Origin of the sequence: Proteus appendicitidis, assembly GCF_030271835.1 — a bacterium.
GTDB lineage: Bacteria > Pseudomonadota > Gammaproteobacteria > Enterobacterales > Enterobacteriaceae > Proteus > Proteus appendicitidis.
This window is the reverse complement of the sequence record NZ_CP127389.1, coordinates 1,251,460-1,276,795: the sequence shown is the minus strand read 5'-3', so window position 1 is coordinate 1,276,795 and position 25,336 is coordinate 1,251,460. Positions and strand designations below refer to the sequence as shown.

Sequence of the window (25,336 nt, the reverse complement as noted above, 5' to 3'; positions counted from 1 at the left end):
ATATATTTAATCATCATTAATACTTATATTTATGAGAAATTATTTTTTATTTTATTAAAAATAAATTAAGTTATATTTTAGCTAATCTCATTCAACTAAATTAAAACAAAAAATATTTATTAATGAATAGCTATATTAAAGCAGGTGATTTTATTTTATATTATGCGATCCTTTGTTATCTGCCAACAGAGAACACATAACGATTAATTATTGATGAGGTTTTATAGGATGTTGTCAGCCAGACACTCAGCTAAATTACAGGTGTTTTACCCTGTGCTTCTTTTGCTTCTCTCCATGCTTTCAATTCAAAGCGGCGCATCCCTTGCTAAAAGCCTATTTCCTGTTATTGGCGCCCCAGCAGTAACAGCGTTACGTCTATTATTGGGTACTTTGATCCTATTTTTTATCTTTAAGCCATGGCGACTCAAATTTAACCGCGAGTCAATTATGCCACTGTTTCTATATGGTTTATCTTTAGGGGCAATGAATTACCTTTTCTACCTTGCTCTTGAAACCATTCCTTTAGGGATTGCAGTTGCCCTTGAATTTACAGGTCCTTTAGCTGTTGCTATGTTTTCATCGCGCAGAGCCATCGACTTTTTATGGATAATTTTAGTCATTGCAGGCTTAGGATTATTGCTACCTATTGGCGATAATATTCACGGGTTAGATCCTCTAGGTATTCTTTATGCGCTGGGTGCGGGTGTCGGCTGGGCATTATATATTGTATTCGGACAACGTGCAGGTAAAGGCTACGGTGCGGCAACGGTTTCAATTGGCTCTCTAGTTGCTGCCTTTATTTTCGTTCCTATTGGTATGTTACAAAGTAGCCCTGACATTATGTTTAGTTGGTCAATTTTGCCGATTGCATTAGCCATTGCAATTTTATCGACCGCATTTCCTTACACCTTAGAAATGATTGCTCTAACACGTTTACCCGCCAAAACATTTGGTACTTTAATGAGCTTAGAGCCTTGTATGGGTGCCTTTATTGGTATTATTTTCTTACACGAACATTTGACGTTAATACAATGGGTTGCCTTAGCCTTTATTGTATTAGCCTCTATTGGTTCAACAGCGACAATGAAAAGCAAAACCAAAATTGAAGAAGTAAAATAGATATTTAACTCATTTTACTCAGTAAAAAATCAATATTAATGTAAAAGGATCTTATGATCCTTTTTACTTATTAAATAATAACTTTACTGACCTATCATTGCTATTTTTCGCTCATTGTCTTACTCTAAATAGACTATTTCGATAGATTAGATTTTTTTAATAGATGACCTATCAATTTAATAGTATCAATCGATAAGACTAACCATTAATAATTTACTATCATCATTAACAGAAATTAAGATATTGAGTTATTAATTATTTAGGGAGAACGATTATGAGTACTGCTAAATTAGTCAAATCCACACCTTCAACTCTGCTTTATACCCGTAATAACCTTGATGACAGTGTAAAACTGCACGCTATTGAATTATTGCAACAGATGGTGACGCAGTTTATCGACCTATCTCTCATCACAAAACAAGCGCACTGGAATATGCGTGGCAGAAACTTTATTTCTGTTCATGAGATGGTTGATGGCTTCCGCGATACCATTAATCAGCACACAGATGAGTTCGCAGAGCGTGTTGTTCAATTAGGTGGCACAGTATTAGGCACCGCGCAAGTTGTCGGTAAAAAAACACCACTGAAAGCTTATCCACTGGATATTCATGATGTGCAAGATCATCTAAAAGCACTGGCTGATCGTTATGCAGTTGTTGCTAATGATATTCGTAAAGCTATTGACGAAGTTGAAGACGAAGATACTGCCGATATGTTTACTGCTGCATCGCGTGATCTTGATAAGTTCTTATGGTTTATTGAAGCCAATATTGAGAACTAATTCTTAATAAAAAATCACCATTATGACGTTAAAAGGCTGCCTATTTTTTAGGTGGTCTTTTTATTTGTCTTTTTCTTTAGGCATATCCGGTTGATAAATTGGAAAAACTGGCAGTGCCGTTAATAAGCGTGAACCGTAGTTTTTAGTTAACAGACGTCGGTCATAAATGACAATTTCACCATGACAATGATGACTACGAATAAGGCGTCCAACTTGCTGAATTAAATTAAACGATGCACTGGGTAAGCTTTGCACTTCAAAAGGATAGCGTTTGAGTGATTTTAACCACTCCCCTTCAGTTACAATCACCGGATCAGTCACTGGAGGAAAAGCAATTTTATGGATATGTACCTGCGTTAGATAATCGCCTTTTAAATCTAACCCTTCAGCAAAAGATTGTAAGCCAATTAAGACACTATTATCACCCGCATCAATGCGCTTGCAATGTGTTTCAACTAATCGATAGCGTGGCTGATCGCCTTGCACTAATAAGCATAAACGCAAATCTTTCACTTCTTCTAAAAAGCCATCCATTGCACGTTGGCTGCTAAATAAAACCAATTGCCCTCGGTGATTATTCTCTTGCATTTCTTGGCGAAAATAACGAGCCATCTCTTTTAAATGATCACGTTCATGGAGCATAGTTGGCTCATAGTGCATTTTGGGGATCACGAGTTTGCCTTGCTTTTGATGCTCAAAAGGTGAAGACAACGTAATAAAGCGATCATCAAATTGCTCGCTTAACCCCGTCAATTCTTGGATACGAGAATAGCTATTTAATGAACGTAATGTTGCAGACGTAATCACCACATGAGGAATATTTTTCCATAATAATTGCGTCAATTGTTCACTAACCCGAATACCTGCACAATGAAAATAGAGATGAGACTGTTTTTTATCGTAACGGCGAGTTAACCATTTGGATACTGGTGCTTTTGAGGTTTGCTCTAATGTGGCTAAGCGCCAAAGTTTCGCCATATTTTCTAAATAACCCACCATCCTACTGGTAGTTAAAATGGCACGATGTAAACGCACAACATCTTCTTTTGCTGTCCGTTCTGTTAAATCGTTTAAAATCGCTTCGCCCAGCATTTTTAAACCATCCGTTAGTTTAAATAATGTCTGGCAACTTAACAGAAGTTGTTCAGGTAATTCCCCCAATGGAAAGAGATATTCATCTTGTTCACTGCGCTCAGGTAATAGCGCTCGCGTGAATGTATCAACCTCTTGATAGGCTTCACGTAACTTAGCAATATGCGCATCAAAACGAATAGGATCAGCCAATTTAGGCGGTTTTACAGGAATAAATTGCGCTAAATATTGGCTAACATGTCGAGTGATATTATCAAGCTGATTATTAAGGGAAACTAAGGTTATTTCTCCTTCGACTTCAAGGGCATCTCGCGCAACATCAGGAATATGATGCCCTTCATCAAGTACTAAAAGCAGATTTTTAGCATCAGGCAACACGGATTCACTTTCCATTGCCGCCATCACTAAAGCATGATTGGTAATAACCACATCGACTTCGTCAATTTCACGACGTGCAATAAAGAAAGGACAACGATGATAGTATTGGCAATTACGCCCTAAGCAATTCATTTTATCAGTACTGATTTTACGCCATAAACTGTCTGTTAGCGCTCGTTTATGATGATCACGTAAACCATCCCAACCGAAACTGGTAAAATCATTTTTGAGTTCTTGGCAAATATCCCTTTCTGCGCTGGTCGCCACATCCACTTTATCTTCAAGCAAAAACATTAAGTCAATTTGCTCGCCTTCCGTTGCACAAATTGCATCTAAATTACGAGGGCATAAGTAACGCCCACGACCAAAAGCGCCAGTAAACGTAAGATCAGGAATGATTTTTTTAAGTAATGGCAGATCTTTACTATAAATTTGATCTTGCAGTGCCACATTTGCCGTACTGATTATCAGTGGTTTTTTCTCATCACGGCTAATTGCAATACCCGGAATAAGATAAGAGAGTGTTTTACCCACGCCAGTTGGGGCTTCAATAACAAGATGGCGTCCCATTTCATCAGAAAAAGTCTTGGCTACCTCAGCAATCATTTCACGCTGTGGCGCTCGAGGAATAAACCCTTCAATATGTTCTGGTAAGGCTTTATACCACTGACTTATTTGATTTTTAACGGATTGCGAAAGGGACATAACCACTCTGTAACTGATTTCAAGAAAGGCGCTATTGTCTCATAACACTGTATAAAAATCAGTAGTTACCTTCATTTACTCTCCTTTTTCATCAAAGAATGGATAACTTCTCGAAATTATTGCTCTTTGTTATGGATTATTCATTCAACTCTTCATAGTATGAGTATTGATTACGTAACATCCAAAATAGTCTTATAAAAATATTTTTCTTTTGTTCTATTAAGCACAACAACACCAGTTAAGAGATATCTATAATGACTTCCGCAAAGCGCCCTATTTTTAACTTAGAACTTGATTTACTCCGAACCTTTGTTGCTGTTGTCGATGGAAATACCTTTGCAGCAGCAGCAGAATCTGTTTGTCGTACACAATCTGCTGTAAGCCAGCAAATGCAACGGCTTGAATCACTGATAGGCAAAGAGCTGTTTGCTCGCCAAGGCCGAAATAAAACACTGACAGAAGCCGGTACACAACTGCTTAATTACGCTCGCCGTATTTTACGTTTGAATGATGAAGCGTGTCTTTCATTGATGCATGAAGAGATTGATGGGATCTTAAAAATTGGCTCTCCCGATGACACCGCCAACACGATTTTACCGGATCTCCTCGCACGTTTTTCTGGTGCCTATCCTCGTTTGATTATGGAAATTATTGTTAAACGTAGCCCGTTTTTAATGTCTATGTTAGAAAATAACGAGCTTGATTTAGCTATTTCTACCGAAGAACATGTGGGTTATCCAAAAATTGTATTACGCGTTTCCCCCTCCTTATGGTATTGCGGAAAACACTTCAGGTTTGATCTTGATGAACCTCTACCATTAGTTGTATTAGATGAACCTAGCACTTACCGCGATATGATGATAAATCACCTTGATCAACAAGGTATTCGTTGGCGGATTGCTTATGTTGCGACAACACTTTCGGGTGCCAGAGCCGCAGTACGTGCCGGTTTAGGCATTATGGCGCGTTCCATCGAGCTTTCAGGTGATGATTTACGTATATTAGGCGAAAAAGAAGGTTTACCGGCTTTACCCGCGATCCGTTATAACCTTTATTTTAATTCTAATAGCCCAGGGAAAGCGGCACAAATTCTGTTTGACTCATTAAAAAACGAACAAAATGAAGTGATTAATCATGCAGATATCACGCTGCAACAAGAATAACCAAAATAGATAAAATCATAGCAATAACATATTAAAATAGGACACCGATTATGACCCATTTTCATGGTATTTTTCCTTATCTTGTTTCCCCTATTGATCAAACAAAAGGCACTGTTCTTGAATCCTCATTGCGTCGATTGATCGATCATTTGATCGCGTGTGGCGTTCATGGTTTAAGCCCCTTAGGTAGCACAGGGGAATACGCTTATCTCTCTCAAGCGCAACGAAATGAAATTGTGCGTATTACTGTTGATCAAACAGCAGGTCGTGTTCCTGTTATTGCGGGTGTTGCGGGCTTTTCAACCGCAGATGCTTGTCATCAAGCTGAACAATATGCCCAATTAGGCGTTGATGGCATGGTATTGATTTCACAAAAAATGTACCCATTAAGCGAAACTGCACAAGCGGGTTATTTCCAAACTATCGCCGAAGCGTTTCCTGAAAAATCCATGACCATTTATACCAATCCGGGGCTTTTGGGTGATGTCCTTCCTATTTCTTTATTCAATGAACTTAGCTATATCCCGAATATTGAATATATTAAAGATGCATCAAGCAATACAGGTCGCTTACTCACCATGATCAATACTTTTGGCGAGCGCGTTAAAATATTTAGTGCTTCAGCTCATATTCCGTTGTTAGTGTTAAAACTTGGCGGTGTAGGTTGGATGGCAGGACCAGCTTGTGTATTACCAAAGCAATGTGTTGAACTGTATGAACTCGCAACAAAAGGCGATTTTGATACAGCATTAGCAAAACAAAAAGAGATGTGGCAAATCAATGAAGCGTTTACAAAATACTCGCTCGCATCATGTATTAAAGCATCCCTAAATATTCAAGGTTTTGAAGTTGGCTCCCCTATTTTGCCGCAAGAGCCACTAAATGAAGCAGCAATGAACGATTTACGCCAAATTATTGCTCGCCTTGATTAATAAGCTATTCTTATTTAGAAATAACAAAGGCTGGATTTTTCTTATTCTGGTCTTTGTTATCCACTTAACCAAAATTTCTTATCTAAAACATAGCTCAATACTGTACCATATTGAATAAGAATGGAATAATAGCCACTTTTATTGTAAAAACGATTTGTTCTATCATCATAACGAGGAGAAAATGTATGCCCATTTCCGTCAGTGAAATAATGGAAATATTGCCTCATCGTTATCCATTCTTATTAATTGATCGCGTTATTTCTACGCCCGCTGAACTTGCCAGTGGCAAATTAACCGCCATTAAAAATATCACAACCAATGACACCGTTGTTTTTGGCGAGTTTTACCCACCTTTATTACTCCTTGAAAGCATGGCTCAAGCTTCGGGCATTCTTGCACATTACTATCTTTCACCCATGGGTGAAGATCAGCGATGCTATTTTGCCAGCATAAAAAATGCTCGGTTTTATGATGTGGTAAAAGCAGGCGATCAGCTACTTATTGAGATCCAGTTTCGCCGGCAGCGACGCACTATTGTGAGCTTTTCAGGTACGGTGAAAATTGGGGAAAAGATAGTTTGTACATCTGAATTTATGTGCGCAAGGCAATAGATAAAGGATTGGTAGATAAAACCAATCCTTCATACAATCATCTTATTTGTATTATTTCGGCTTAACCTTCTATTCTTTAACACGTAATAATTGTGTTATTTCTGAAATGGTTACATTGTCGAAATGCAGTATTTTTTCAACTAATTGTGCCGATTGTTCAGCGTCTATCACCAAAGATGCATTATCGTAAAATTTACTGATCACATCTTTATCTACCATTGGATTTTTCGGATTACCATACTGAATATCTAATCTCTCCGTGAGCTTCTCGCCATTTTTTAATGTTACGAAAATTAATCCGGGGAAATAGGTAGGAAATGGAATTTCTCCTTTTTCGGGATAACGATAACTTACCCGCTTCGCTAACGATTGAATATCTTCCCGTTGGAGGTTTTCAGGTAATAATGAAGATAGCGTTAAAGCATTATCTAAAAAGCCCGCAGCAAATAACCACGGTAAACTAAATTTAGCGCCATAAGCTGTTTGAGGCGCCCATTTTGTTTCAGGTGGCTCGCAAATCAAGGCAGCTGCTACCGGATCGACAACACACTCGACACTCTCGATATCATCAGCGGTGATCCCTTTTTTCAGCAAATTACGCCCGCAATCAACCGTTGCATGAGCAAAATGGCACACCGGATAAGGTTTAATAGAGACATTTAAAAATTCCCATACCTTACCTAATCCCAATGCGACTTGCTCTGGTTGCGCTTGCTCTCGGATACCATGTGTTTGATAAAGGCTATAACGACCTTCAAATATTGTTTCAGGACCTGTCATTCCACCTTTTGCTAATGATGCTGCGATAATACCTGATTGCGCAGCCCATCCCGCATGAAAGCATTTAGAAGATGAGCTATTAGTAAGATATTCAGCCACCCCTCCGGCTTGGCTTCCTGTTAACCCTAATGCATTCACAGTTTGTTCAGGCGTTAATTTTAATAGTGAAGCAGCACAAGCCGTTGCACCAAAAATGCCGGCAATTGCGGTGGCATGAAAACCACGCTGATGAAATCCGCTATGACTTGCTAAGCCTACTCTGGCAGCGACTTCCCAGCCAATCACCCATGCCGTTAAAATATCTTGTGATGATGCACCGATAGCTTCACCCAATGCAAAAGCAATCGGTGTTAATACTGCACTACCATGTGTAATGGAATCGGTATGTGTATCATCAAAATCTAAAGCATGAGCTGCAATACCATTGGCAAGGGCTGCTACGATTGTACTTGCCGTTTGTGAACTTCCCCAAATCGGGATATCACCTTGACTATCAGGTAAAAAAGCAACACCTTGTCGCCCTTGAATTGCACTTTGTTGCACACTGCCAGCCAAAGCAACGCCTAATGTATCTAATAAATGAATTTTGGCTCGGCTCACTACTTGCTCTGGTAAATCAGAAAATGTGGTTGTAGTAATAAATTGAGCTAACTGCTGACTTAATGTCATAAACACCTCGAAATAGATAAGAAAAAGCCAGCAATATCACCGGCTTTTAGATAATAAGAAGGTTGGATGTAATTAAGTCACTTAGTCATTTAACCAGCCAGAGGCTTTGGTTTGTGCGACAACGCGATCAACCTGAGCTGGCGCATTCCCCACATAAGTCGTTGGATCTAACAAGGCATCAAGTTCTTCTTGCGTAATATGATCACGAATACGGGTATCACGATTAATCGCTTCTACAAAGGTAATACCCTCTTCTTGCCCTGACATTGATGCTTCATACACAATTTCATGTGCCGTTTGTTTACCTGCTTTATCAGATAATGCAAACATCACTCGTTCAGCCAGCATAAAGCCGCCCAAAATATCCATATTTTTGCGCATTTTTTCAACATGAACATTTAACCCGCCTAATACTGTTTTCATATTATCAAAAATAACAGACAGCATTAGGCACAGTTCTGGCATGATTTTCCATTCCATTTTCCAGATTGCGCCATCACGTTCGTGTTGATGTTTCATCATATCGGTTAAAACAGAAAGGTTTGCTTTTAAGGTGTTGCTGACACAAGCGGCATTTTCAACAATAGCCGGATTGCGCTTATGAGGCATCGTCGAAGAGCCAACTTGCCCTTTACTGAAAGGCTCTGATAATTCATCAATTTCGTTATGTGCTAATATCAAAATTTCATTAGCAATTTTACCTAATGTACCGCTAATTAAGCCAATCAACATGCCATATTCGCTGAATCTATCACGCGCAGGTTGCCATGAAATTTCAGGCACATCTAAGCCTAAGCGTTTTAACACACGCGCTTCTAATTCATCGGCTTTATCACTTAAAGAGGCTTTTGTGCCCACAGCACCCACGACACTACCGACAAATAAACGCGGTTCAATTTCTTTAAGACGTTGATAATGACGCGCTAATTCTGTTAACCAAATCGCAGTTTTATGGCCAAAAGTAATTGGCAATGCTTGTAGTGCTAATGTGCGCCCTACCATAGGTGTATTTCGGTGTTTTTCACTTAATGATAATAATGAACGACCTAATATTTTGATATCACGAAGGAAAGTCTGATGAGCATCTTTAAGTTGCAGTACAAGACCTGTATCAATCACATCTTGTGTGGTGGGACCAAAGTGAACATATTCACCGTAATGTTCAGGGCAAGCATGTTCTAAACCGCGAATAGTTGGCACTAATGGATGGCGCGTCAAACGCACTTGTTCTAAGATATAATCCATATCAAGCTTTTCAAGTTTTGCGGTATCTGCAATCACTTTTGCAGCATCTTTTGGGATCAAACCTAATTCAGCTTGCTCAATCGCTAATGCGGCTTCGTAATCAAGCCAATTTTGCATTCTGGTTTTATCAGAAAAAATAGTTCTCATTTCTTCTGTTGACCATAAATTCTTTAATAAAACCGAATCAAAAACGCTGGTTCCCATAATTATTTCCCCTGTTAAAAGAATAATAAAAAAATCGTTTTTTTAATCAAACGACTTGTTAGATTGTTATTTTATTTATGCAATATAATCTCAATAAAAACACTTTGATAATTTTAATCTAATTTAAAATATTTCTAATCAATTAAAAAGTAACACCAATTCAATATGTTATAAATAATTCTTTATTTATTACTTATAACTTTTGAATCTTAAATGTTATTTAAGATTTAATTAGAATAATTAATGCTAAAAAGTTAGAGGAAGATCATCATTTTTAAAAAATAGCTATTTTAAAAATAAATAAGTTTGTTATAAATAATAGAAACAGAATAAGCGCAGAGCAAAAAGTAATTAAAGGTTTTATTTAATTACCGGGGAACTCTATTTCTATATTTGGAGATATTAATAATGAAACAAAATAAACAAACAAAACTAATACACAGTGGACGCCAAGAAATTAAAACCTCAGGTCCAGTTAATCCACCTGTTATGAGAGCCAGTACTATTGTTTTTGATTCTATTAAAAGCTGGCGTGATGTCCGTGATCGTCGTGCGACAGAACGCGTATTGAGTTACGGCGCGCGTGGTACTGAAACCGCTTTTGCACTAGAAGCGTTAGTGACAGAGCTAGAAGGTGGTCATCGCGCTCAATTGTTCCCTACCGGATTGGCTGCTATCGCAGTGACCATTATGGGATATGCGCGTAGTGGTGGTCATGTATTATTTGCAGACTCTGTTTATGAACCTGTGCGTAAAATTGCCTCCGCTTTTCTTGAACCCAATAACATTGCTTATAGCTTCTTTAAAACAGACGGTTCAGATTTTGAGCAAAAAATTCAAGACAATACACAGCTTATTTTTGTCGAATCACCAGGTTCATTACTTTATGAAATGCTCGATTTACCTGAAATCTGCCGTATTGCGCATGAAAGAAATATTCCTGTTGGTGTTGATAATACATGGGGTTCCGCATGGCTTTATAACCCATTGGAATTAGGTGCCGACGTCTCAGTTATTGCAGCGACTAAATATTTATGCGGCCACTCTGATGTGATGATGGGCATTATGGTTGCAAATGAAAAAGCGTGGGAAAAAATTGGTGCATTGCCTGAAGCATTAGGCCAAGCCAGTAGCCCTGATGATGCAGCATTAGTGCTTCGTGGCATGAGAACACTGGGACAACGTATTGCCGCTCATGGAAAATCTGCTCTTGCTATTGCGCAATGGCTAGAAACACGCCCTGAAGTTGAAAAAGTGTGGTTCCCTGAATTACCTAATCATCCTCGTCATGATTTATGGAAACGTGATTGTAAAGGCAGCAATGGTTTATTAACCATTGAATTTAAACAAGGTTATACCGCTAAACAATCAGAACAATTTATTGATGCTCTTGAGCTTTTTGGTATTGGGGCATCTTGGGGCGGATTTGAAAGCCTTGCTTTACCTGCCAATGTTGTTGGGGCAAGAAGTGCCTCTGATTGGCGCGAAGGGCATGGTCCTTTTGTGCGTTTACATATTGGTCTGGAGGCAACAGAAGATCTCATTGCAGATATTACACAAGCTTTTTCAGTATTAAACAAATAACAAAAATATTGCACCATTACCGGGGAATTCACTATGACAGGTTTAATCATTGCCGCGCTGGTAACAGCGTTGGTGGTTTATTTACTGGCTAGAGGTTATAAGCCTCAGCCAGTATTATTACTCGGGGGCTTGTTGCTATTGCTCCTAACTGCTTCTCTCGACCTTAATCCGTTATTACCAGAAAATAAATCAACGCAATTTAAGTATTTTGATATTTTCCAAATCTTTACGGATATTATGAGTTCTCGCTTAGCGGGGCTAGGTTTAACATTAATGGCTATTGCGGGTTTCTCTCGTTATATGGAACACGTTGGCGCAAGCCGTGCTTTATTCGCTATTTTTGAAAAACCTTTAAAAGCAATTAAATCGCCTTATTTACTGTTGGTTATTTCATTTTTAGTTACCCAAATCTTGGTTATTTTTATTCCAAGTCATGCTGGTTTGGGAATGCTATTAATGGTCACCATGTATCCGATTTTAATTCGTTCTGGTATTAGCCCTCTTTCTGCTTTAGCAGTTATTGGATGTTGCCAATTTATCGACCATGGTCCCGGCTCTGGTAACGTCATTATGGCGGCAAAAACAGCGGATATTGAACCTGCCGTTTATTTTGTTCAGCACCAGTTACCTATTACTATTCCTATTATTATTGCTGTTGCGATCACCCATTTCTTTATTCAACGCTGGTGGGATAAACGTGAAGGATTTGTTTTTGACCCAACAACAATTGATGCCGTAAAAGAAGAAGGAAACAAAATTCCACTGTCTTATGCCTTATTACCTGTGATCCCTTTAATTCTAATTATCGGCTTCAGCCCTTTGCTGCACCCTTATATTAAATTAGAAGTCACCACGGCAATGATCATTAGTACAGTAATTGCACTTCTTTTTGAATATGTTCGCTTACGTGATGCAAAAGCGGTGATGAACAGCTTTATGTTGTTCTTCGAAGGTATGGGTAAGCAATTTGTCTTAGTGGTATCACTTATTGTATCTGGTGAATTCTTTGCGAACGGATTACTAAAAAGTGGTGCTGTCGATACACTCATTAGCTCTGCTCAAGATGCGGGTTTTGGTATTGCCGCGATGATTATTGTGATGAGTGCGATCCTTGCATTAGCCGCATTCTTAATGGGTTCTGGTAATGCTGCTTTCTTCTCATTTGCAGCCTTAACACCCAAAATTGCAGCCTTCTTAAAAGTGGATGTCATTACCTTAATTTTACCAATGCAAATCATGACAAGCTTTGGTCGTACGGTTTCACCGATTACCGCAGCCATTGTTGCCATTGCAGGTATTGCGAATGTTTCACCATTCCAAATCGTTAAACGAACCGCTATTCCTATGGCTGTGGCTGCCATTGTGAACTTAGCAATGACATTCTGGTTCCTCTACTCGTAAAAATTGCGTTGCATTTTAAATGAAGTCTTAAGTTGCGTTACCCCTTTCCCTTAAATTCATTTACTCCTGAATTTAAGGGATTTTTTCTTATCATTGACTGTAACCTTTGATTGAAACCAATAACACAACTTGTACTGTAATTAAGGCTATTTATGTAGGTAAATAGCCTTTTTTACATCTTCATTCATCCTATTTAACGCGATAGAACGTCTCTTTTTTATTCTATATTTTTCCTCAATTTGGAGACTTAGCGCTTGTTTCAACCTCATATCTAGATATACTTTTGCGCAACATTCATCTGCAAATGAACATTATGAAAAAAATAATTATCGTTATTATCGCACTACTTGCTTTTGGCTCTATCGGTGGCGTTTTCCTTGCGGGATTAAATATTTATACCCGTTCAACGACACCAATAGAAGACAAACAAGCGCTACCTGAAACATCGCCAGCGCAACAATTTCCAGCAATACCCGACAGTTCACCGTCCACAAAATAAATGAGGTTGCACTATGGAATATGATTACTTTGTCACGCCCCAGTGGCTATTTGAACATCAAAATGATAGCGACCTTGTGATCCTTGATGTTAGCGCACCAATGCCAACACAAGATATTGATTATCAAAAATATTATCTTGAGCGTCATATTCCTCATGCTCACTTTTTTAACTTGGATGAGATTGCCGATAAAACAACAACATTGCCACATATGTTGCCATCCGATGTGTTATTTTCAGAAACCTTGACGCAACTAGGTATTTCTAATACCACAACAGTCATTATTTATGATCAAGGCAATTTATTTTCAGCGCCACGAGGTTGGTGGACATTGACAACATTAGGTTGTCGTAATGTGCGTATTCTTGCTGGCGGTCTACAAGCATGGATTGATGCTGGATTTGAAACCCAACAAGGTGAAACTATTGCTACGCCAGCAACTTCGCCTTTTGTGGTTGAACGTCACGCCCAACGTTATGCCAATAAACAGCAACTTCTTGATAATCTCGCGACCAAGCAAAAACAGATGGTTGATGCACGTTCTGCTGATCGTTTTTATGGCAGAGCGCCGGAGCCTCGCCCGGGGCTACGCAGCGGGCATATTCCCGGCAGTAAAAACGTTCCGTGGAATGAGCTTGTTGTTAATGGGCAATTGAAAAGCAACGCAGAGCTAAAACAAATTTTTGAACTCGCAGATGTGAATTTATCACAACCGATTATTGTCACTTGTGGCTCTGGTATGACAGCAGCAATTTTATTTTTAGCGTTAACGGTATTAGGTTGCCAATCTATTGCGCTTTATGACGGCTCTTGGGCGCAATGGGGTGCTGAAAGCGCCCTGCCTTGTGAATGCTAATTTAATTGGTTTTTGCCTTAGAAAAAGTAAACCCGCATTATGCGGGTTTATTATCAATAACTATTTGATGCGAAAACATTAGCTTGCAAATACTTTTGCAAGATAGAGTACAACAATGGCACCAATGACAGCGACAACAAAACTACCAAAGTTAAAACCATCCACTTTGCCTTTGCCAAAGAAGCTACTAATTGCGCCACCAACAACCGCACCGACAATACCCAGAATACAGGTCCATATCAGACCAATATCATAAGAGCCAGGCATTAAGAATTTCGCTAAAATACCTGCAATCAGACCAAAGATAACCCAAGCAATAATTCCCATATTTCCCCCTAAAAATAGTCATGATATAAACAACATACCTAAAATTGTCACTTATTGAGTGTAAGTCGAAATAGTTATTTTTTCCAATTATTGGAGATAAGTAACATTATATTTAAGATAAATAGAGAGATTATGGCTTAGCAGACAAAAAAATAGTGCTGATTGATTAGCACTATTTTTTATCGAATGAGCGAATTTTTAAACTACAACGCTTCTATTGCAACCGCAATTTCTGGTGAGGTTTTTAGTGTTCGAATTTGCCTAAATAACTCATCTGCCTCTGGATACTCTTTGCGTAAATAGCTAAACCACTGCTTAATACGTGATGCATGATAAATCGTCGTATCGCCGCGCTTTTCTAAACGAACATAGCGCTTTAATAATTCAATAACCTCTTGCCAAGGCATTCTAGCTTCTATGCCTTTTACAACACGGCTTAAGTTAGGGGTATTCATGGCACCACGACCAATCATTATCGCATCACAACCTGTTGTGGCTAAACAGGCTAATGCATCTTCACGGTTCCAAATTTCACCATTAGCAATCACAGGAATTGAAAGCCTTTGACGAATATCTCCAATGGCTTGCCAATTAATTTTTTCCGCATTATAGCCATCTTCTTTTGTTCTGCCATGTATGGTGATTTCCGTAGCACCACCTTGCACCACAGCATCGGCAATTTCATGACTATGCGCTGAAGAATCCCAGCCTAGTCTCACTTTAACAGATACAGGTAACTCTAAAGGCACTGCGTCACGCATTGCTTTTGTTGCTTGATAAATCGTTTCTGGCTGTTTTAGAAGTGAAGCGCCACCGCCACTACCATTGACTGTTTTTGAAGGGCAACCGCAATTTAAATCAACGCCCCAAGAGCCTAAAGAAACCGCTCTAAAGGCATTTTCAGCCAACCATTGTGGATGTTGTCCTAATAATTGCACTCGCACCAATGTTCCACTTTTAGTGCGGCTTTCTGTCTGCAATTCAGGGCATAAGCGATAAAACGCTTTCGTTGGCAGTAATGAGTCTACAACTCGTACAAACTCTGTAATACAGAGATCGTAATCGTTAATCGAAGTGAGTAATTCTCTCACTAGGGGGTCTAAAACCCCCTCCATTGGCGCTAATAGAACTCGCACTTTTTAACCTCAAAACTCTTTTCTAGCTTTTGACCAAGGGCTTTGATTATCACTATCTTCATCACTTTTACGTGAACGACGAGGCCCTAATTTTCCGGTACGAGAGCCATCTTTGTTACGGTAGTTTTCTTTATTTTTATTACGTCCAGACTCTTTACCTTCGCTATCACCGTCTCTACGACTATTATTGCGATTGTCTTTACCACGAATATCTGCACGACCATGATTACCACCACTTCTACGCGGGGCATTATTCTTTGGTTTTTTATGTAAAGGTGCTGCTTTAATTGAAGGATCAGGATCGTAACCTTCTAATGCTAAACGTGGAATTTCGCGTTTTAATAAACGTTCAATATCCGCTAATAAACCATGTTCATCAACACAAACAAGCGAAATAGCCTTACCCGTTGCAGCTGCACGACCGGTTCTACCAATACGGTGAACATAATCTTCTGCCACTTGCGGTAATTCAAAATTGACCACATAAGGCAGTTGGTCGATATCAAGACCACGAGCCGCAATATCTGTTGCGACTAACGCTTTTAATTTGCCATCTTTAAAGTCAGCTAAAGCGCGCGTTCTTGCACCTTGGCTTTTATTACCGTGAATAGCAGCCGATTTAATTCCATCTGCATTTAAATGTTCAGCAAGCTTATTCGCGCCGTGTTTAGTACGCGTAAAAATAAGCACTTGTGGCCAATTTTCTAAACCAATTAAGTGTGATAACAACTCTGTTTTACGTTTTTTATCCACTAAATGAACATATTGATCAACAGATTCAGCAGCCGAGTTTTTTGGTGCAACCGAAATGCTCACTGGGTTATTTAAGAGTGAATTGGCAAGCCCTGTGATCTCTTTAGAAAACGTCGCTGAAAACAGTAAGTTTTGACGTTTTTTCGGTAATTTGCTAATCACTCGGCGAATATCGTGGATAAAGCCCATATCTAACATACGATCAGCTTCATCAAGCACTAAAACTTCAACGCGAGAAAGATCAACTGCATTTTGATGTTCAAGATCGAGTAAACGTCCCGGTGTTGCAATCAGTACATCAACACCGCCACGTAACTTCATCATTTGTGGGTTAATGCTCACACCACCAAACACGACTAACGAACGAATAGGAATATAACGGCTATACGCTTTTACGTTTTCAGCAATTTGAGCCGCAAGCTCGCGCGTTGGTGTCAAAATCAGCGCTTTAACAGGTTGGCGACCTTTTGTTTTTACTGCTGATTGAGATAACTTTTCCAATATTGGTAATGTAAAAGCTGCTGTTTTACCTGTGCCTGTTTGCGCACTTGCTAATACGTCTTTACCCGCCAAAATCGGCTCAATCGCCTGCTGTTGAATAGGGGTTGGGGTTTTATACCCTTGTTCATCAATAGCGCGGAGAAGCGCCTCACTTAAACCAAGCGATGTAAAATCGGTCAAAACAGTAGTCTCCTACAACCAGAACGTATAACACGGTGATTGAAATTAAAAATGACGGGCTTTCATACTGTCAATCTATAGGTACTATTACTCTATAGGTACTATCATTTCTAGGTATAGACAGTGATGAAAGAGAATGAACCTTGTTAGGTTAACCTAATAACCCCTATTCTAACAGTTTTTGCTATATTCAGAATACAAAAATAATTTTCAATAATAGATTACACTTTTTTTATTACACATCAGCTTTATTTGATTATTTATCACAAATTTTCCCTATTGTTCAATATCATCTAATATAATACGCCTTGTTATCGCTGTTTTTAATATCATTGGTTTTGTTACATTTTACTTAAGTAAGGTATCTTCTATTATGTCAGACACCCAACAGAAGACGACGCGTGGTGAACTAGCAAAACGACAATTATTGGAAGCTGCATGTGAGATCTTTGGTAAAAATGGGCCAGATGCCGCCACAACACGCCAAATTGCACAAGCTGCTCAACAAAATATTGCCGCTATCGCTTATTATTTTGGGTCTAAAGAAGGGCTATATCTCGCCGTTGCACAACATATTGCTGATCTTATTCGTCTTGATTTTGAACCGACAGTGGTCATTCTTGACGAATTTCTTGAACGACCTAACCCAGCAGAACATCTCCCTTTACTGCAAACGCTTATTACAGATAGCTTTTTGCAATATGCCCGCCTTGTGCTTGATAAAGAAAATATTCATCTTAGTCGCATTATGGCAAGGGAACAGCTTGTTCCAACCGAAGCATATTCCTTGATCCACCAGCAAGCGTTATCGCCTCTTTTAACGCGTGTAAACAAGCTATTAGCTATTTATATTGGTTTAGATGCTGCACTACCTGCAACGATGTTACATACTCACGCTATATTGGGAGAAGTGCTATCATTTCGTTTAGTCAGGGAAACTATCCTAAGACAAACAGGATGGGATAGAATTGGTAAAAATGAGTATCAGATTATCTCCAATACGTTAAAGACTCATATTACTTTATTACTCAATGGATTAAGAGAGATTTACACTAACAACCATCACGCATAAATAGAGTTATTATGAAAACTAAAAAAGTCAGTTTGTTTATTATCTTAATGATTATTATCGGTATTGTTGCAGGTATCTATTATTACGAAGAAAACAAAGAGTCTGAATTAGTACTCTATGGCAATGTCGATATACGTACAGTCAACCTTAGTTTTCGTGTGGCTGGAAGATTAGACACATTACAAGTTGATGAAGGCGCTCCTGTTCAAAAAGGGCAATTATTAGGTAAGCTTGATGATGCGCCCTATCGCAATGCACTAAATAAAGCTTATGGTGAGCGTGATAGTGCAATTGCGTCGCTAGCTTTAATGGAAGCGGGATATCGCACTGAAGAAATTGCGCAAGCTCAATCTGATGTGTCATTAAAGCAAGCTGCTTGGCAATATGCAGAAAATTTTTATAAACGCCAGCAAGATCTTGCTAACCGAAAAGTAATTTCAGCCAATGATTTAGACAGTGCAAGAAATAATCGCAATCAAGCGGCAGCCGCCTTAAAAGCAGCGCAAGATAAGCTTAATCAATATCAAAATGGTTATCGAAAAGAAGACATTGATGCGGCGAAAGGACAAGTTATGCAAGCTAAAGCCGCCGTTGCCCAAGCTGAATTAAACCTCCAAGACACGCAATTAATTTCTCCATCACAAGGTACTGTGCTAACTCGTGCTGTGGAACCCGGTACTATGTTATCGGCTGGAAGCCCAGTATTTACGGTATCATTAACTAACCCTGTTTGGGTCAGAGCTTATATCAGTGAAACTCACTTAAGCGAAGCTGTTCCTAATCGAGAAGTTTATCTCTATACCGATGGACGTAAAGATAAGCCTTATCACGGTACGATTGGTTTTGTTTCACCAACAGCCGAATTTACTCCAAAAAGCGTTGAAACACCGGAGTTAAGAACCGATTTAGTGTATCGCCTCAGAGTGGTTGTAACGGATGCTGATGACGCATTGCGCCAAGGTATGCCTGTCACCTTAAAATTTGCTTCCTCTCATTAAGTGCGGGGAAAAAATGGAACACACTGATTACACTATCGAACTTCACGGTGTTGAAAAGCACTTTACAGGGCTGGAAAAACCCGCTGTTTCGTCATTAACAGCCACCATCACTGGTGGCTCTGTGACGGGTTTAGTTGGCCCTGATGGCGCAGGCAAAACAACCTTAATTCGTATGCTTGCAGGATTATTAAAGCCTGATGCGGGTGATATTCGTATTTTAGGAATGGACCCACAAAAACAGAGTATCGATGTCAGAGCTATCCTTGGTTATATGCCACAAAAATTTGGTCTGTATGAAGATTTAACGGTATTAGAAAATCTCAATCTTTATGCTGATTTAAAAAATGTTGTGGGCGAGGAGCGTAAAAAAGTTTATCACCAACTGCTCACCTTTACCGATCTCACTCGCTTTACATCTCGCCTTGCAGGCAATCTCTCAGGAGGGATGAAACAAAAACTTGGACTGGCTTGCACTTTATTAGGTAGCCCTAAGGTTCTGCTTCTTGACGAGCCGGGCGTGGGCGTTGATCCCATTGCACGTCGCGAACTTTGGCAAATGGTGCATGCTTTAGCCAGCGATGGTATGTTGATCTTATGGAGCACCTCTTATCTTGATGAAGCAGAGCAATGTAAAAACATTCTCTTACTTAACAAAGGAGAGCTACTTTATAGTGGTATTCCTCAAGATTTAACAGCAAAAATGACAGGGCGCTCTTTTCTACTTAATGTTGAAGGTCATCAGCGTAGAAAAGTATTACAACAGGCAATTATTCAACCTCAGGTAACGGATGGCGTTATTCAAGGGCAATCCGTTCGTTTGATCCTGAAAAAACAGAGTAATCAAACTGAATTATTAAGCGCTTTGGGTAAACCTGATGCGAAGCTTATTCCTGCTACACCTCGCTTTGAAGATGCTTTTATAGATTTATTAGGAGGCGGTCCTTCTCATAAGTCTGAATTAGCTGAAATTATGCCTCAGATCCCCCCCGCACCTAATGAAACCGTAATTGAAGCGCAACAGTTAACCAAAATGTTTGGTCAATTTGCAGCGACCGATCATGTCAATTTCCAAGTGAAACGTGGTGAAATTTTCGGTTTATTAGGGCCTAACGGGGCAGGTAAATCGACAACCTTTAAAATGATGTGTGGTTTATTAGTCCCCACCAGCGGTAAAGCCCTTGTGCTAGGTATGGACTTGAAGGAAAGCTCTGGTAAAGCACGTCAGCATTTAGGTTATATGGCACAAAAATTCTCACTTTATGGCAACCTTAAAGTGGGACAAAACTTGAAATTCTTCTCAGGTGTTTATGGCTTACATGGCAAACAACAGCGCGATAAAATCAACGATATGATAACTGCCTTTGGTTTACAGCCGATGGTCAATCAAATCACAGAAACCTTGCCTTTAGGTTATAAACAACGCCTTGCCCTTGCGTGCTCATTAATGCACGAGCCTGATATTCTCTTTTTAGATGAGCCTACATCAGGCGTTGACCCATTAACGCGAAGAGAATTTTGGCTGCATATTAATGGTATGGTTGATAAAGGAGTGACCGTCATGGTTACCACTCACTTTATGGATGAAGCAGAGTATTGTGATCGCATTGGTTTGGTTTATAGAGGAAAAATCATTGCAGCAGGAGAGCCTGATTCTCTGAAAAAAATGGTTGCAAGCAAAGATAATCCAACGCCTTCAATGGAAGATGCCTTTATTGGTCTAGTGCTGGATTACGATAAAAAACTTGAAAGTGAAAATGATAAAGGGAGCGAAAAACATGCATAATTCAGCTCAATCATCTCATGTTCGCTTTTCTTGGCGACGTTTATATGCACTGTGTTTAAAAGAAACAAAGCAAATTACTCGTGATCCCAGTAGCGCCCTTATTGCTATTGTTATCCCACTTACTTTGCTGTTTATTTTTGGATATGGCATTAATTTAGACTCCAGCAAATTAAATATTGGCATTTTAACTAATCAACAAAGCCAACCAGCACAAGAGCTTGTTTACACCTTCACGAATTCACCATATATCAATGCAACTATTAGCGATAATCGGCAATTATTAATCGATAAAATGCAGGCGGGACAAATCCGTGGCATTGTGGTTATTCCGGTTAATTTTGCTGAATTACTGGCTCGCCAAGATACCCAAGCACCGATCCAAGTGATCACCGACGGCAGTGAGCCTAATACGGCAAACTTTGTGCAAGCGTATACCAAAGGGGTTTGGCAAGTATGGTTACAACAACAGGCTATCAGTAAAGGTATTGATACAACCCCATTAATTGAAGTAGAACCTCGTTATTGGTTTAACCCTGCGGCAATGAGTCAGCACTATATTATTCCGGGTGCGGTGACGATTATTATTACGGTCGTAGGGGCTATTCTTACTTCATTAGTGATTGCCCGCGAATGGGAAAGAGGCACTATGGAAGCCCTACTTTCCACTCAAATTACACGCACAGAACTCTTACTTTCAAAGCTTATTCCTTACCAAGTGTTAGGGAGTTTTGTCATGGTGTTATGTATGGTCGTCACAGTGTTTGTGCTTGGTGTGCCTTATCGAGGATCGTTGTGGATTTTAGGCGGGATCACCTCGCTCTTTTTAGCTACGGCTTTAGGAATGGGATTACTTATTTCCACACTAACGCGTAATCAATTTAATGCCGCAATGATTTCGTTAAATGCTGCATTTTTGCCCGCAGTTATGTTATCAGGCTTTGTTTTTGAAATTGATAGCATGCCCATTTTTATTCAAGTGGTGACCTATTTTATTCCTGCACGTTATTTTGTGAGTAGCTTACAAACACTATTTTTAGCTGGCGATATTCCATTGATATTAATGTTAGATATGTGGTTGTTGATCGTTTCTGCCATATTCTTTATTGGCTTAACCGCGTTAGCAACACGACGTCGATTAGATTAAAGGGAGAGTGTTTATGTTTTATCGTCTTCTCACCCTGATAATGAAAGAGTTACAGTCATTATTACAAGAGCCTCAAACGCGTATTATTTTAATAATGCCCGTTATCTTTCAGATGATCTTATTCCCATTTGCCGCAACATTAGATGTTACCAATGCCTCTATTGCTATTTTTGATGAAGATAATGGTAAACAATCTATTGAGTTAACCCAACGTATCGCCAAAGCAAGTGCATTCTCTCAAACTCTTTTGCTTAAAAATGAACATGAAATAAAAGAGGCTATTGATAATCGTAAAGCGCTTTTATTAGTTCGTTTTCCACAGAATTTTAGTGCTGATTTAGAAAGCAGCGTCCCGGTTAAATTGCAAATAATCCTAGATGGTAGAAATTCTAATAGTGCGCAAATTGCTGCTAATTATGTACAGCAAATCGTACAAAACTATCAAACTGAATTAACAGGCAATACACCTTCTTTGCTAAATAAAACAGAGCTTGTTGTTCGTAATTGGTATAACCCTAATTTAAATTATAAATGGTTTATTGTGCCCTCTTTAGTTGCATTAATTATTACCATTGGCGTTATGATTGTGACTTCACTTTCTGTTGCTCGGGAGCGTGAACAAGGTACGTTAGATCAATTGCTAGTTTCTCCTCTATCAACATGGCAAATCTTTGTCGGTAAAGCCGTTCCCGCAATGGTTGTTGCTGCTACTCAAGGCACTATTGTGTTAATTATTGGTATATTTGGTTATCAAATTCCCTTTTCTGGCTCCTTATTGCTGTTTTACTTTACTATGTTGATTTATGGCTTATCGTTGGTAGGATTTGGTTTATTAATATCGGCATTAAGTTCAACACAACAGCAGGCTTTTATTGGTGTCTTTGTGTTTATGATGCCCGCGATTTTATTATCCGGCTATATTTCCCCCGTAGAAAATATGCCTGTTTGGCTGCAACATGCCACATGGATAAACCCAATTCGTCATTTCACTGATATCACAAAACAGATCTACCTTAAAAATGCCGACATCACTGTTATATGGCACAGTTTATGGCCTTTATTGGTGATTGCAGTAGGAACGGGTAGCATTGCCTATTATCTTTTCCAAAGGAAGATAGCTTAAAATCTGTACTTTGATAACTAACTCTAATAGACTGATACCAAAGAAAAAATCAATAGGCGTGCAATATGCAAATCAGCAAACTACGACTTGAAAATTATGGTGTTTTTACTGATGCCGACATCACGTTAGCCACAAAAGATGGCAACAAGAATGGCTCAAATATTACTGTGTTTATTGGTAATAATGGTTCGGGTAAAACCAGTATTTTAGATGCTATTGCAACAGGTTTAAGTTGGTTTGTAGCGAAGCTTGAAGATAAAGATGCTCAGGGTAAATTTGCAAATAAATCCAAAATTAATGTGTCGTCTGATTATTGCCTAATTTCCTTTCTCAAAAGAGATATCGAACAAGAAACCAATCTTTCATTTTATAAATATCATGATGATCTCTCACTAGAATTAATTACAGCACTTAAAAACTCAAAAAAATATGCATTAGGCTCATATGCAATAGATTCTGATCTAGCTCAGTACGTATATAACCGTTATAGAATTTCCTCAAGACAAACAAAGTATCATAGAAATTATCCTATTGTTGCCTACTATGGTGCAACTCGCCACACTTATGACTCAACAATTAATACTGCAATTCAGCCTATTAATAGTCATCCATTTGATATGTTAGCGGGTTATAACGGGAGTTTAGAAGCTAAAACAGATTATGCCGATTTCTTTGCTTGGTTTCGTTACCGTGAAGATATCGAAAATGAAACGGCACCTCACACAAGCATTATGAAATTGTTAGAAAAACATACTGATGTAAACAGTGAAATTTACCAAAGTATGTTAGCCGAGCAAAAGAAATTGCAAGATAAAGCACTCACTGCGGTACGCGAAGCCATTAAAATTTTCTTATCTGATGGTAGTTCAACAATTGAAAATATCTATATTGAGCGTACACCCGATCTTTCAATGAAAGTAGTTAAAGACGGTACTCACTTTTCAATTGAACAGCTCTCTTATGGTGAAAAATCACTACTTGCCATGATTGGTGATATTGCACGCCGTTTAACGCTTTTAAATATAACTTTGGATAATCCTTTAGAAGGCAAAGGCATTATTTTAATTGATGAGCCTGACGTCCACTTGCACCCTCAATGGCAACGACGATTAATAGCTTTATTGGATAAAACCTTTCCTAACTGCCAATTTGTATTAACAACGCACTCTCCGTTATTAATCAGTGATCACAAAGATATTCTTGTTTATAGCATTGAAAAAGGTCAGGTTGAAAAAGTCTCTTCGCCTTATGGGCAAGATATCAATAGCGTACTGTCAGAAATTATGGATACTGACTTTATCAATCAAAAAGTACAAAGCCAAATTGGCGATGTTCTTGATGCTATTCAAAATGCCGATATTGCAACAGCAAAAGATTTACTAACTGAGTTAGAAAAAGAGATTTCTACCAATAACATCGAAGTCGTAAAAGCACGGTTATTGCTAAAGAAAAAGGAAGTTCAACTTGAGAAAAATCAGCAAAAGAAATAATTATGAACCCACAAGTTTAACTCAATGGAAAAGGCAAAATAAACATAAAAAATACGCTGATTTAACCTCAGAAATTCGAACAGAAATAAGAGAAGTATTGCTAGAAGAGCAGTTCTATTTATGTGGTCATTGTTGTCAGCAAATAAAATCAATTCATGACTGCCACAATGAACATATCGAACCTCAACAATTAGCACAAAATAAAACGCTTGAGTTCTCTAATCTTATCGCCAGTTGCAATGCTAAGAAACAATGCGGCAATTCTCATCAACATCACGCACTTCCCCTCACTCCACTTATGGATGAGTGTGAGACTGAATTACAGTTTTCAATTAGTGGTAGAGTTAATGGTGTAACTTCCCGTGCTGAAAAGGCAATTGAAATACTAAATTTAGGCTCTAGCACTCTTCCCAATAACTTATTAATCAGTAAAAGAAAAAACGCTATTGAACAAATTCTATTTATTAATGGAATTGATCCTAGTCAAGGACTAGAAGATGATGATTTACTTAATGATTTAATCATAGAACTAGCAAAACCTAATGATGATGGGAAACTAGAAAGCTTTTCACCTATTATTATTAATATATTGAAACAGTGGTTAACTTAACAGTAAGAGTAATAATGACTTCTTTTATTTTTGGTGTTCACGTTCTCTTTGTTGTCGGTTATTAAGCCCTGAAGGGGCTTTAGTGAGGTTAACTATTACGTCTTGGTTACGAGATAATTAAACTTCATTCTATTTCAATTGGGTAACGACAGAAAAAGCCCCTTAATAAAAGCACAAAAAAATCCCACAACTTATTAAAG

The 25,336-nt window shown here is 38.7% G+C and carries 22 protein-coding genes; 16 read left to right on the top strand and 6 right to left on the bottom strand.

What is annotated here, in order from left to right:
* Positions 1-228: 228 nt before the first annotated feature.
* Both rhtA and dps read left to right on the top strand, forming a co-directional pair.
* Positions 229-1,119, top strand: coding sequence for a threonine/homoserine exporter RhtA (gene rhtA / locus QQS39_RS05885; protein ID WP_151434638.1), 891 nt, complete (start codon positions 229-231; stop codon positions 1,117-1,119).
* Between the two features lie 274 nt (positions 1,120-1,393).
* A complete protein-coding gene (dps, locus tag QQS39_RS05880; RefSeq protein WP_151434637.1) occupies positions 1,394-1,900 on the top strand; it encodes a DNA starvation/stationary phase protection protein Dps in 507 nt (168 codons plus the stop codon).
* Between the two features lie 60 nt (positions 1,901-1,960).
* Here dps and dinG read toward each other — a convergent pair whose 3' ends face one another.
* Positions 1,961-4,075: an ATP-dependent DNA helicase DinG gene (gene dinG, locus QQS39_RS05875; protein WP_285805547.1), complete on the bottom strand. Its 2,115-nt coding sequence runs from the start codon at positions 4,073-4,075 to the stop codon at positions 1,961-1,963.
* Positions 4,076-4,329: 254 nt separating this feature from the next.
* Here dinG and QQS39_RS05870 point away from each other — a divergent pair, with 254 nt between their 5' ends.
* From QQS39_RS05870 to fabZ, 3 genes are all read left to right on the top strand, one after another.
* A complete protein-coding gene (locus QQS39_RS05870; protein WP_151434635.1) occupies positions 4,330-5,238 on the top strand; it encodes a LysR family transcriptional regulator in 909 nt (302 codons plus the stop codon).
* Between the two features lie 50 nt (positions 5,239-5,288).
* Positions 5,289-6,170 carry a dihydrodipicolinate synthase family protein gene (locus tag QQS39_RS05865; RefSeq protein WP_151434634.1) on the top strand — a complete coding sequence of 294 codons (882 nt, stop codon included), beginning with the start codon at positions 5,289-5,291 and terminating at the stop codon, positions 6,168-6,170.
* Positions 6,171-6,355: 185 nt separating this feature from the next.
* Positions 6,356-6,781, top strand: coding sequence for a 3-hydroxyacyl-ACP dehydratase FabZ (gene fabZ, locus QQS39_RS05860; RefSeq protein ID WP_151434633.1), 426 nt, complete (start codon positions 6,356-6,358; stop codon positions 6,779-6,781).
* A gap of 69 nt (positions 6,782-6,850) precedes the next feature.
* Here the strand turns inward: fabZ and QQS39_RS05855 are convergent, their stop codons facing one another.
* Positions 6,851-8,230, bottom strand: coding sequence for an MmgE/PrpD family protein (locus QQS39_RS05855; protein WP_285805546.1), 1,380 nt, complete (start codon positions 8,228-8,230; stop codon positions 6,851-6,853).
* An 81-nt stretch (positions 8,231-8,311) separates the two neighbouring features.
* On the bottom strand, positions 8,312-9,679 hold the full coding sequence (gene purB, locus QQS39_RS05850) for an adenylosuccinate lyase (protein ID WP_151434631.1): 1,368 nt from the start codon (positions 9,677-9,679) through the stop codon (positions 8,312-8,314).
* A 408-nt stretch (positions 9,680-10,087) separates the two neighbouring features.
* Here purB and metC point away from each other — a divergent pair, with 408 nt between their 5' ends.
* From metC to sseA, 4 genes are all read left to right on the top strand, one after another.
* Positions 10,088-11,263 carry a cystathionine beta-lyase gene (metC, locus tag QQS39_RS05845; RefSeq protein WP_285805545.1) on the top strand — a complete coding sequence of 392 codons (1,176 nt, stop codon included), beginning with the start codon at positions 10,088-10,090 and terminating at the stop codon, positions 11,261-11,263.
* A 33-nt stretch (positions 11,264-11,296) separates the two neighbouring features.
* Complete coding sequence (gene dcuC / locus QQS39_RS05840) at positions 11,297-12,664, top strand: C4-dicarboxylate transporter DcuC (protein ID WP_099075077.1); 1,368 nt, start codon at positions 11,297-11,299, stop codon at positions 12,662-12,664.
* A gap of 313 nt (positions 12,665-12,977) precedes the next feature.
* Positions 12,978-13,163, top strand: a complete 186-nt coding sequence (locus QQS39_RS05835) for a hypothetical protein (protein ID WP_151434629.1) — start codon at positions 12,978-12,980, stop codon at positions 13,161-13,163.
* A gap of 13 nt (positions 13,164-13,176) precedes the next feature.
* Positions 13,177-14,019, top strand: a complete 843-nt coding sequence (gene sseA / locus QQS39_RS05830; RefSeq protein ID WP_285805544.1) for a 3-mercaptopyruvate sulfurtransferase — start codon at positions 13,177-13,179, stop codon at positions 14,017-14,019.
* Between the two features lie 78 nt (positions 14,020-14,097).
* On the opposite strand, the gene QQS39_RS05825 is transcribed toward sseA, so the two are convergent.
* The 3 genes from QQS39_RS05825 to rhlE form a co-directional block, all read right to left on the bottom strand.
* A complete protein-coding gene (locus QQS39_RS05825; RefSeq protein ID WP_151434627.1) occupies positions 14,098-14,346 on the bottom strand; it encodes a GlsB/YeaQ/YmgE family stress response membrane protein in 249 nt (82 codons plus the stop codon).
* A 203-nt stretch (positions 14,347-14,549) separates the two neighbouring features.
* Complete coding sequence (gene dusC, locus QQS39_RS05820) at positions 14,550-15,482, bottom strand: tRNA dihydrouridine(16) synthase DusC (RefSeq protein ID WP_151434626.1); 933 nt, start codon at positions 15,480-15,482, stop codon at positions 14,550-14,552.
* 9 nt (positions 15,483-15,491) lie between these two features.
* Positions 15,492-16,916: an ATP-dependent RNA helicase RhlE gene (gene rhlE, locus QQS39_RS05815; RefSeq protein WP_285805543.1), complete on the bottom strand. Its 1,425-nt coding sequence runs from the start codon at positions 16,914-16,916 to the stop codon at positions 15,492-15,494.
* Positions 16,917-17,289: 373 nt separating this feature from the next.
* Between rhlE and QQS39_RS05810 the strand changes: the two genes are divergently transcribed.
* From QQS39_RS05810 to QQS39_RS05780, 7 genes are all read left to right on the top strand, one after another.
* Positions 17,290-17,988 carry a CerR family C-terminal domain-containing protein gene (locus QQS39_RS05810; RefSeq protein ID WP_151434624.1) on the top strand — a complete coding sequence of 233 codons (699 nt, stop codon included), beginning with the start codon at positions 17,290-17,292 and terminating at the stop codon, positions 17,986-17,988.
* A gap of 11 nt (positions 17,989-17,999) precedes the next feature.
* The gene (gene hlyD / locus QQS39_RS05805) at positions 18,000-18,986 is read left to right on the top strand and encodes a secretion protein HlyD (RefSeq protein WP_100159490.1); all 987 of its coding nucleotides are present in this window, start codon (positions 18,000-18,002) and stop codon (positions 18,984-18,986) included.
* A gap of 13 nt (positions 18,987-18,999) precedes the next feature.
* Positions 19,000-20,769 (top strand): ATP-binding cassette domain-containing protein, encoded by a 1,770-nt coding sequence (locus QQS39_RS05800; RefSeq protein ID WP_285805542.1) that lies wholly within the window; start codon positions 19,000-19,002, stop codon positions 20,767-20,769.
* Entirely contained in the window at positions 20,762-21,913 is a 1,152-nt protein-coding gene (locus QQS39_RS05795; RefSeq protein ID WP_285805541.1) for an ABC transporter permease, read from the top strand. Before QQS39_RS05800 ends, QQS39_RS05795 begins: the two co-directional genes overlap by 8 nt.
* A 13-nt stretch (positions 21,914-21,926) precedes the next feature.
* Complete coding sequence (locus tag QQS39_RS05790) at positions 21,927-23,036, top strand: ABC transporter permease (protein WP_151434620.1); 1,110 nt, start codon at positions 21,927-21,929, stop codon at positions 23,034-23,036.
* A gap of 65 nt (positions 23,037-23,101) precedes the next feature.
* A complete protein-coding gene (locus QQS39_RS05785) occupies positions 23,102-24,526 on the top strand; it encodes an AAA family ATPase (protein ID WP_285805540.1) in 1,425 nt (474 codons plus the stop codon).
* Positions 24,501-25,136, top strand: a complete 636-nt coding sequence (locus tag QQS39_RS05780; protein WP_151434618.1) for a retron system putative HNH endonuclease — start codon at positions 24,501-24,503, stop codon at positions 25,134-25,136. The genes QQS39_RS05785 and QQS39_RS05780 overlap by 26 nt, the downstream gene beginning before the upstream one ends.
* The last annotated feature ends 200 nt before the right edge of the window (positions 25,137-25,336 follow it).

Excerpts from the sequence above, each read along its gene's own strand:
- rhtA (WP_151434638.1), top strand. The coding sequence starts at position 229 with ATGTTGTCAGCCAGACACTCAGCTAAATTACAGGTGTTTTACCCTGTG.
- dps (WP_151434637.1), top strand. The coding sequence starts at position 1,394 with ATGAGTACTGCTAAATTAGTCAAATCCACACCTTCAACTCTGCTTTAT.
- dinG (WP_285805547.1), bottom strand. The coding sequence starts at position 4,075 with ATGTCCCTTTCGCAATCCGTTAAAAATCAAATAAGTCAGTGGTATAAA.
- QQS39_RS05870 (WP_151434635.1), top strand. The coding sequence starts at position 4,330 with ATGACTTCCGCAAAGCGCCCTATTTTTAACTTAGAACTTGATTTACTC.
- QQS39_RS05865 (WP_151434634.1), top strand. The coding sequence starts at position 5,289 with ATGACCCATTTTCATGGTATTTTTCCTTATCTTGTTTCCCCTATTGAT.
- fabZ (WP_151434633.1), top strand. The coding sequence starts at position 6,356 with ATGCCCATTTCCGTCAGTGAAATAATGGAAATATTGCCTCATCGTTAT.
- QQS39_RS05855 (WP_285805546.1), bottom strand. The coding sequence starts at position 8,230 with ATGACATTAAGTCAGCAGTTAGCTCAATTTATTACTACAACCACATTT.
- purB (WP_151434631.1), bottom strand. The coding sequence starts at position 9,679 with ATGGGAACCAGCGTTTTTGATTCGGTTTTATTAAAGAATTTATGGTCA.
- metC (WP_285805545.1), top strand. The coding sequence starts at position 10,088 with ATGAAACAAAATAAACAAACAAAACTAATACACAGTGGACGCCAAGAA.
- dcuC (WP_099075077.1), top strand. The coding sequence starts at position 11,297 with ATGACAGGTTTAATCATTGCCGCGCTGGTAACAGCGTTGGTGGTTTAT.
- QQS39_RS05835 (WP_151434629.1), top strand. The coding sequence starts at position 12,978 with ATGAAAAAAATAATTATCGTTATTATCGCACTACTTGCTTTTGGCTCT.
- sseA (WP_285805544.1), top strand. The coding sequence starts at position 13,177 with ATGGAATATGATTACTTTGTCACGCCCCAGTGGCTATTTGAACATCAA.
- QQS39_RS05825 (WP_151434627.1), bottom strand. The coding sequence starts at position 14,346 with ATGGGAATTATTGCTTGGGTTATCTTTGGTCTGATTGCAGGTATTTTA.
- QQS39_RS05810 (WP_151434624.1), top strand. The coding sequence starts at position 17,290 with ATGTCAGACACCCAACAGAAGACGACGCGTGGTGAACTAGCAAAACGA.
- hlyD (WP_100159490.1), top strand. The coding sequence starts at position 18,000 with ATGAAAACTAAAAAAGTCAGTTTGTTTATTATCTTAATGATTATTATC.
- QQS39_RS05800 (WP_285805542.1), top strand. The coding sequence starts at position 19,000 with ATGGAACACACTGATTACACTATCGAACTTCACGGTGTTGAAAAGCAC.
- QQS39_RS05795 (WP_285805541.1), top strand. The coding sequence starts at position 20,762 with ATGCATAATTCAGCTCAATCATCTCATGTTCGCTTTTCTTGGCGACGT.
- QQS39_RS05790 (WP_151434620.1), top strand. The coding sequence starts at position 21,927 with ATGTTTTATCGTCTTCTCACCCTGATAATGAAAGAGTTACAGTCATTA.
- QQS39_RS05785 (WP_285805540.1), top strand. The coding sequence starts at position 23,102 with ATGCAAATCAGCAAACTACGACTTGAAAATTATGGTGTTTTTACTGAT.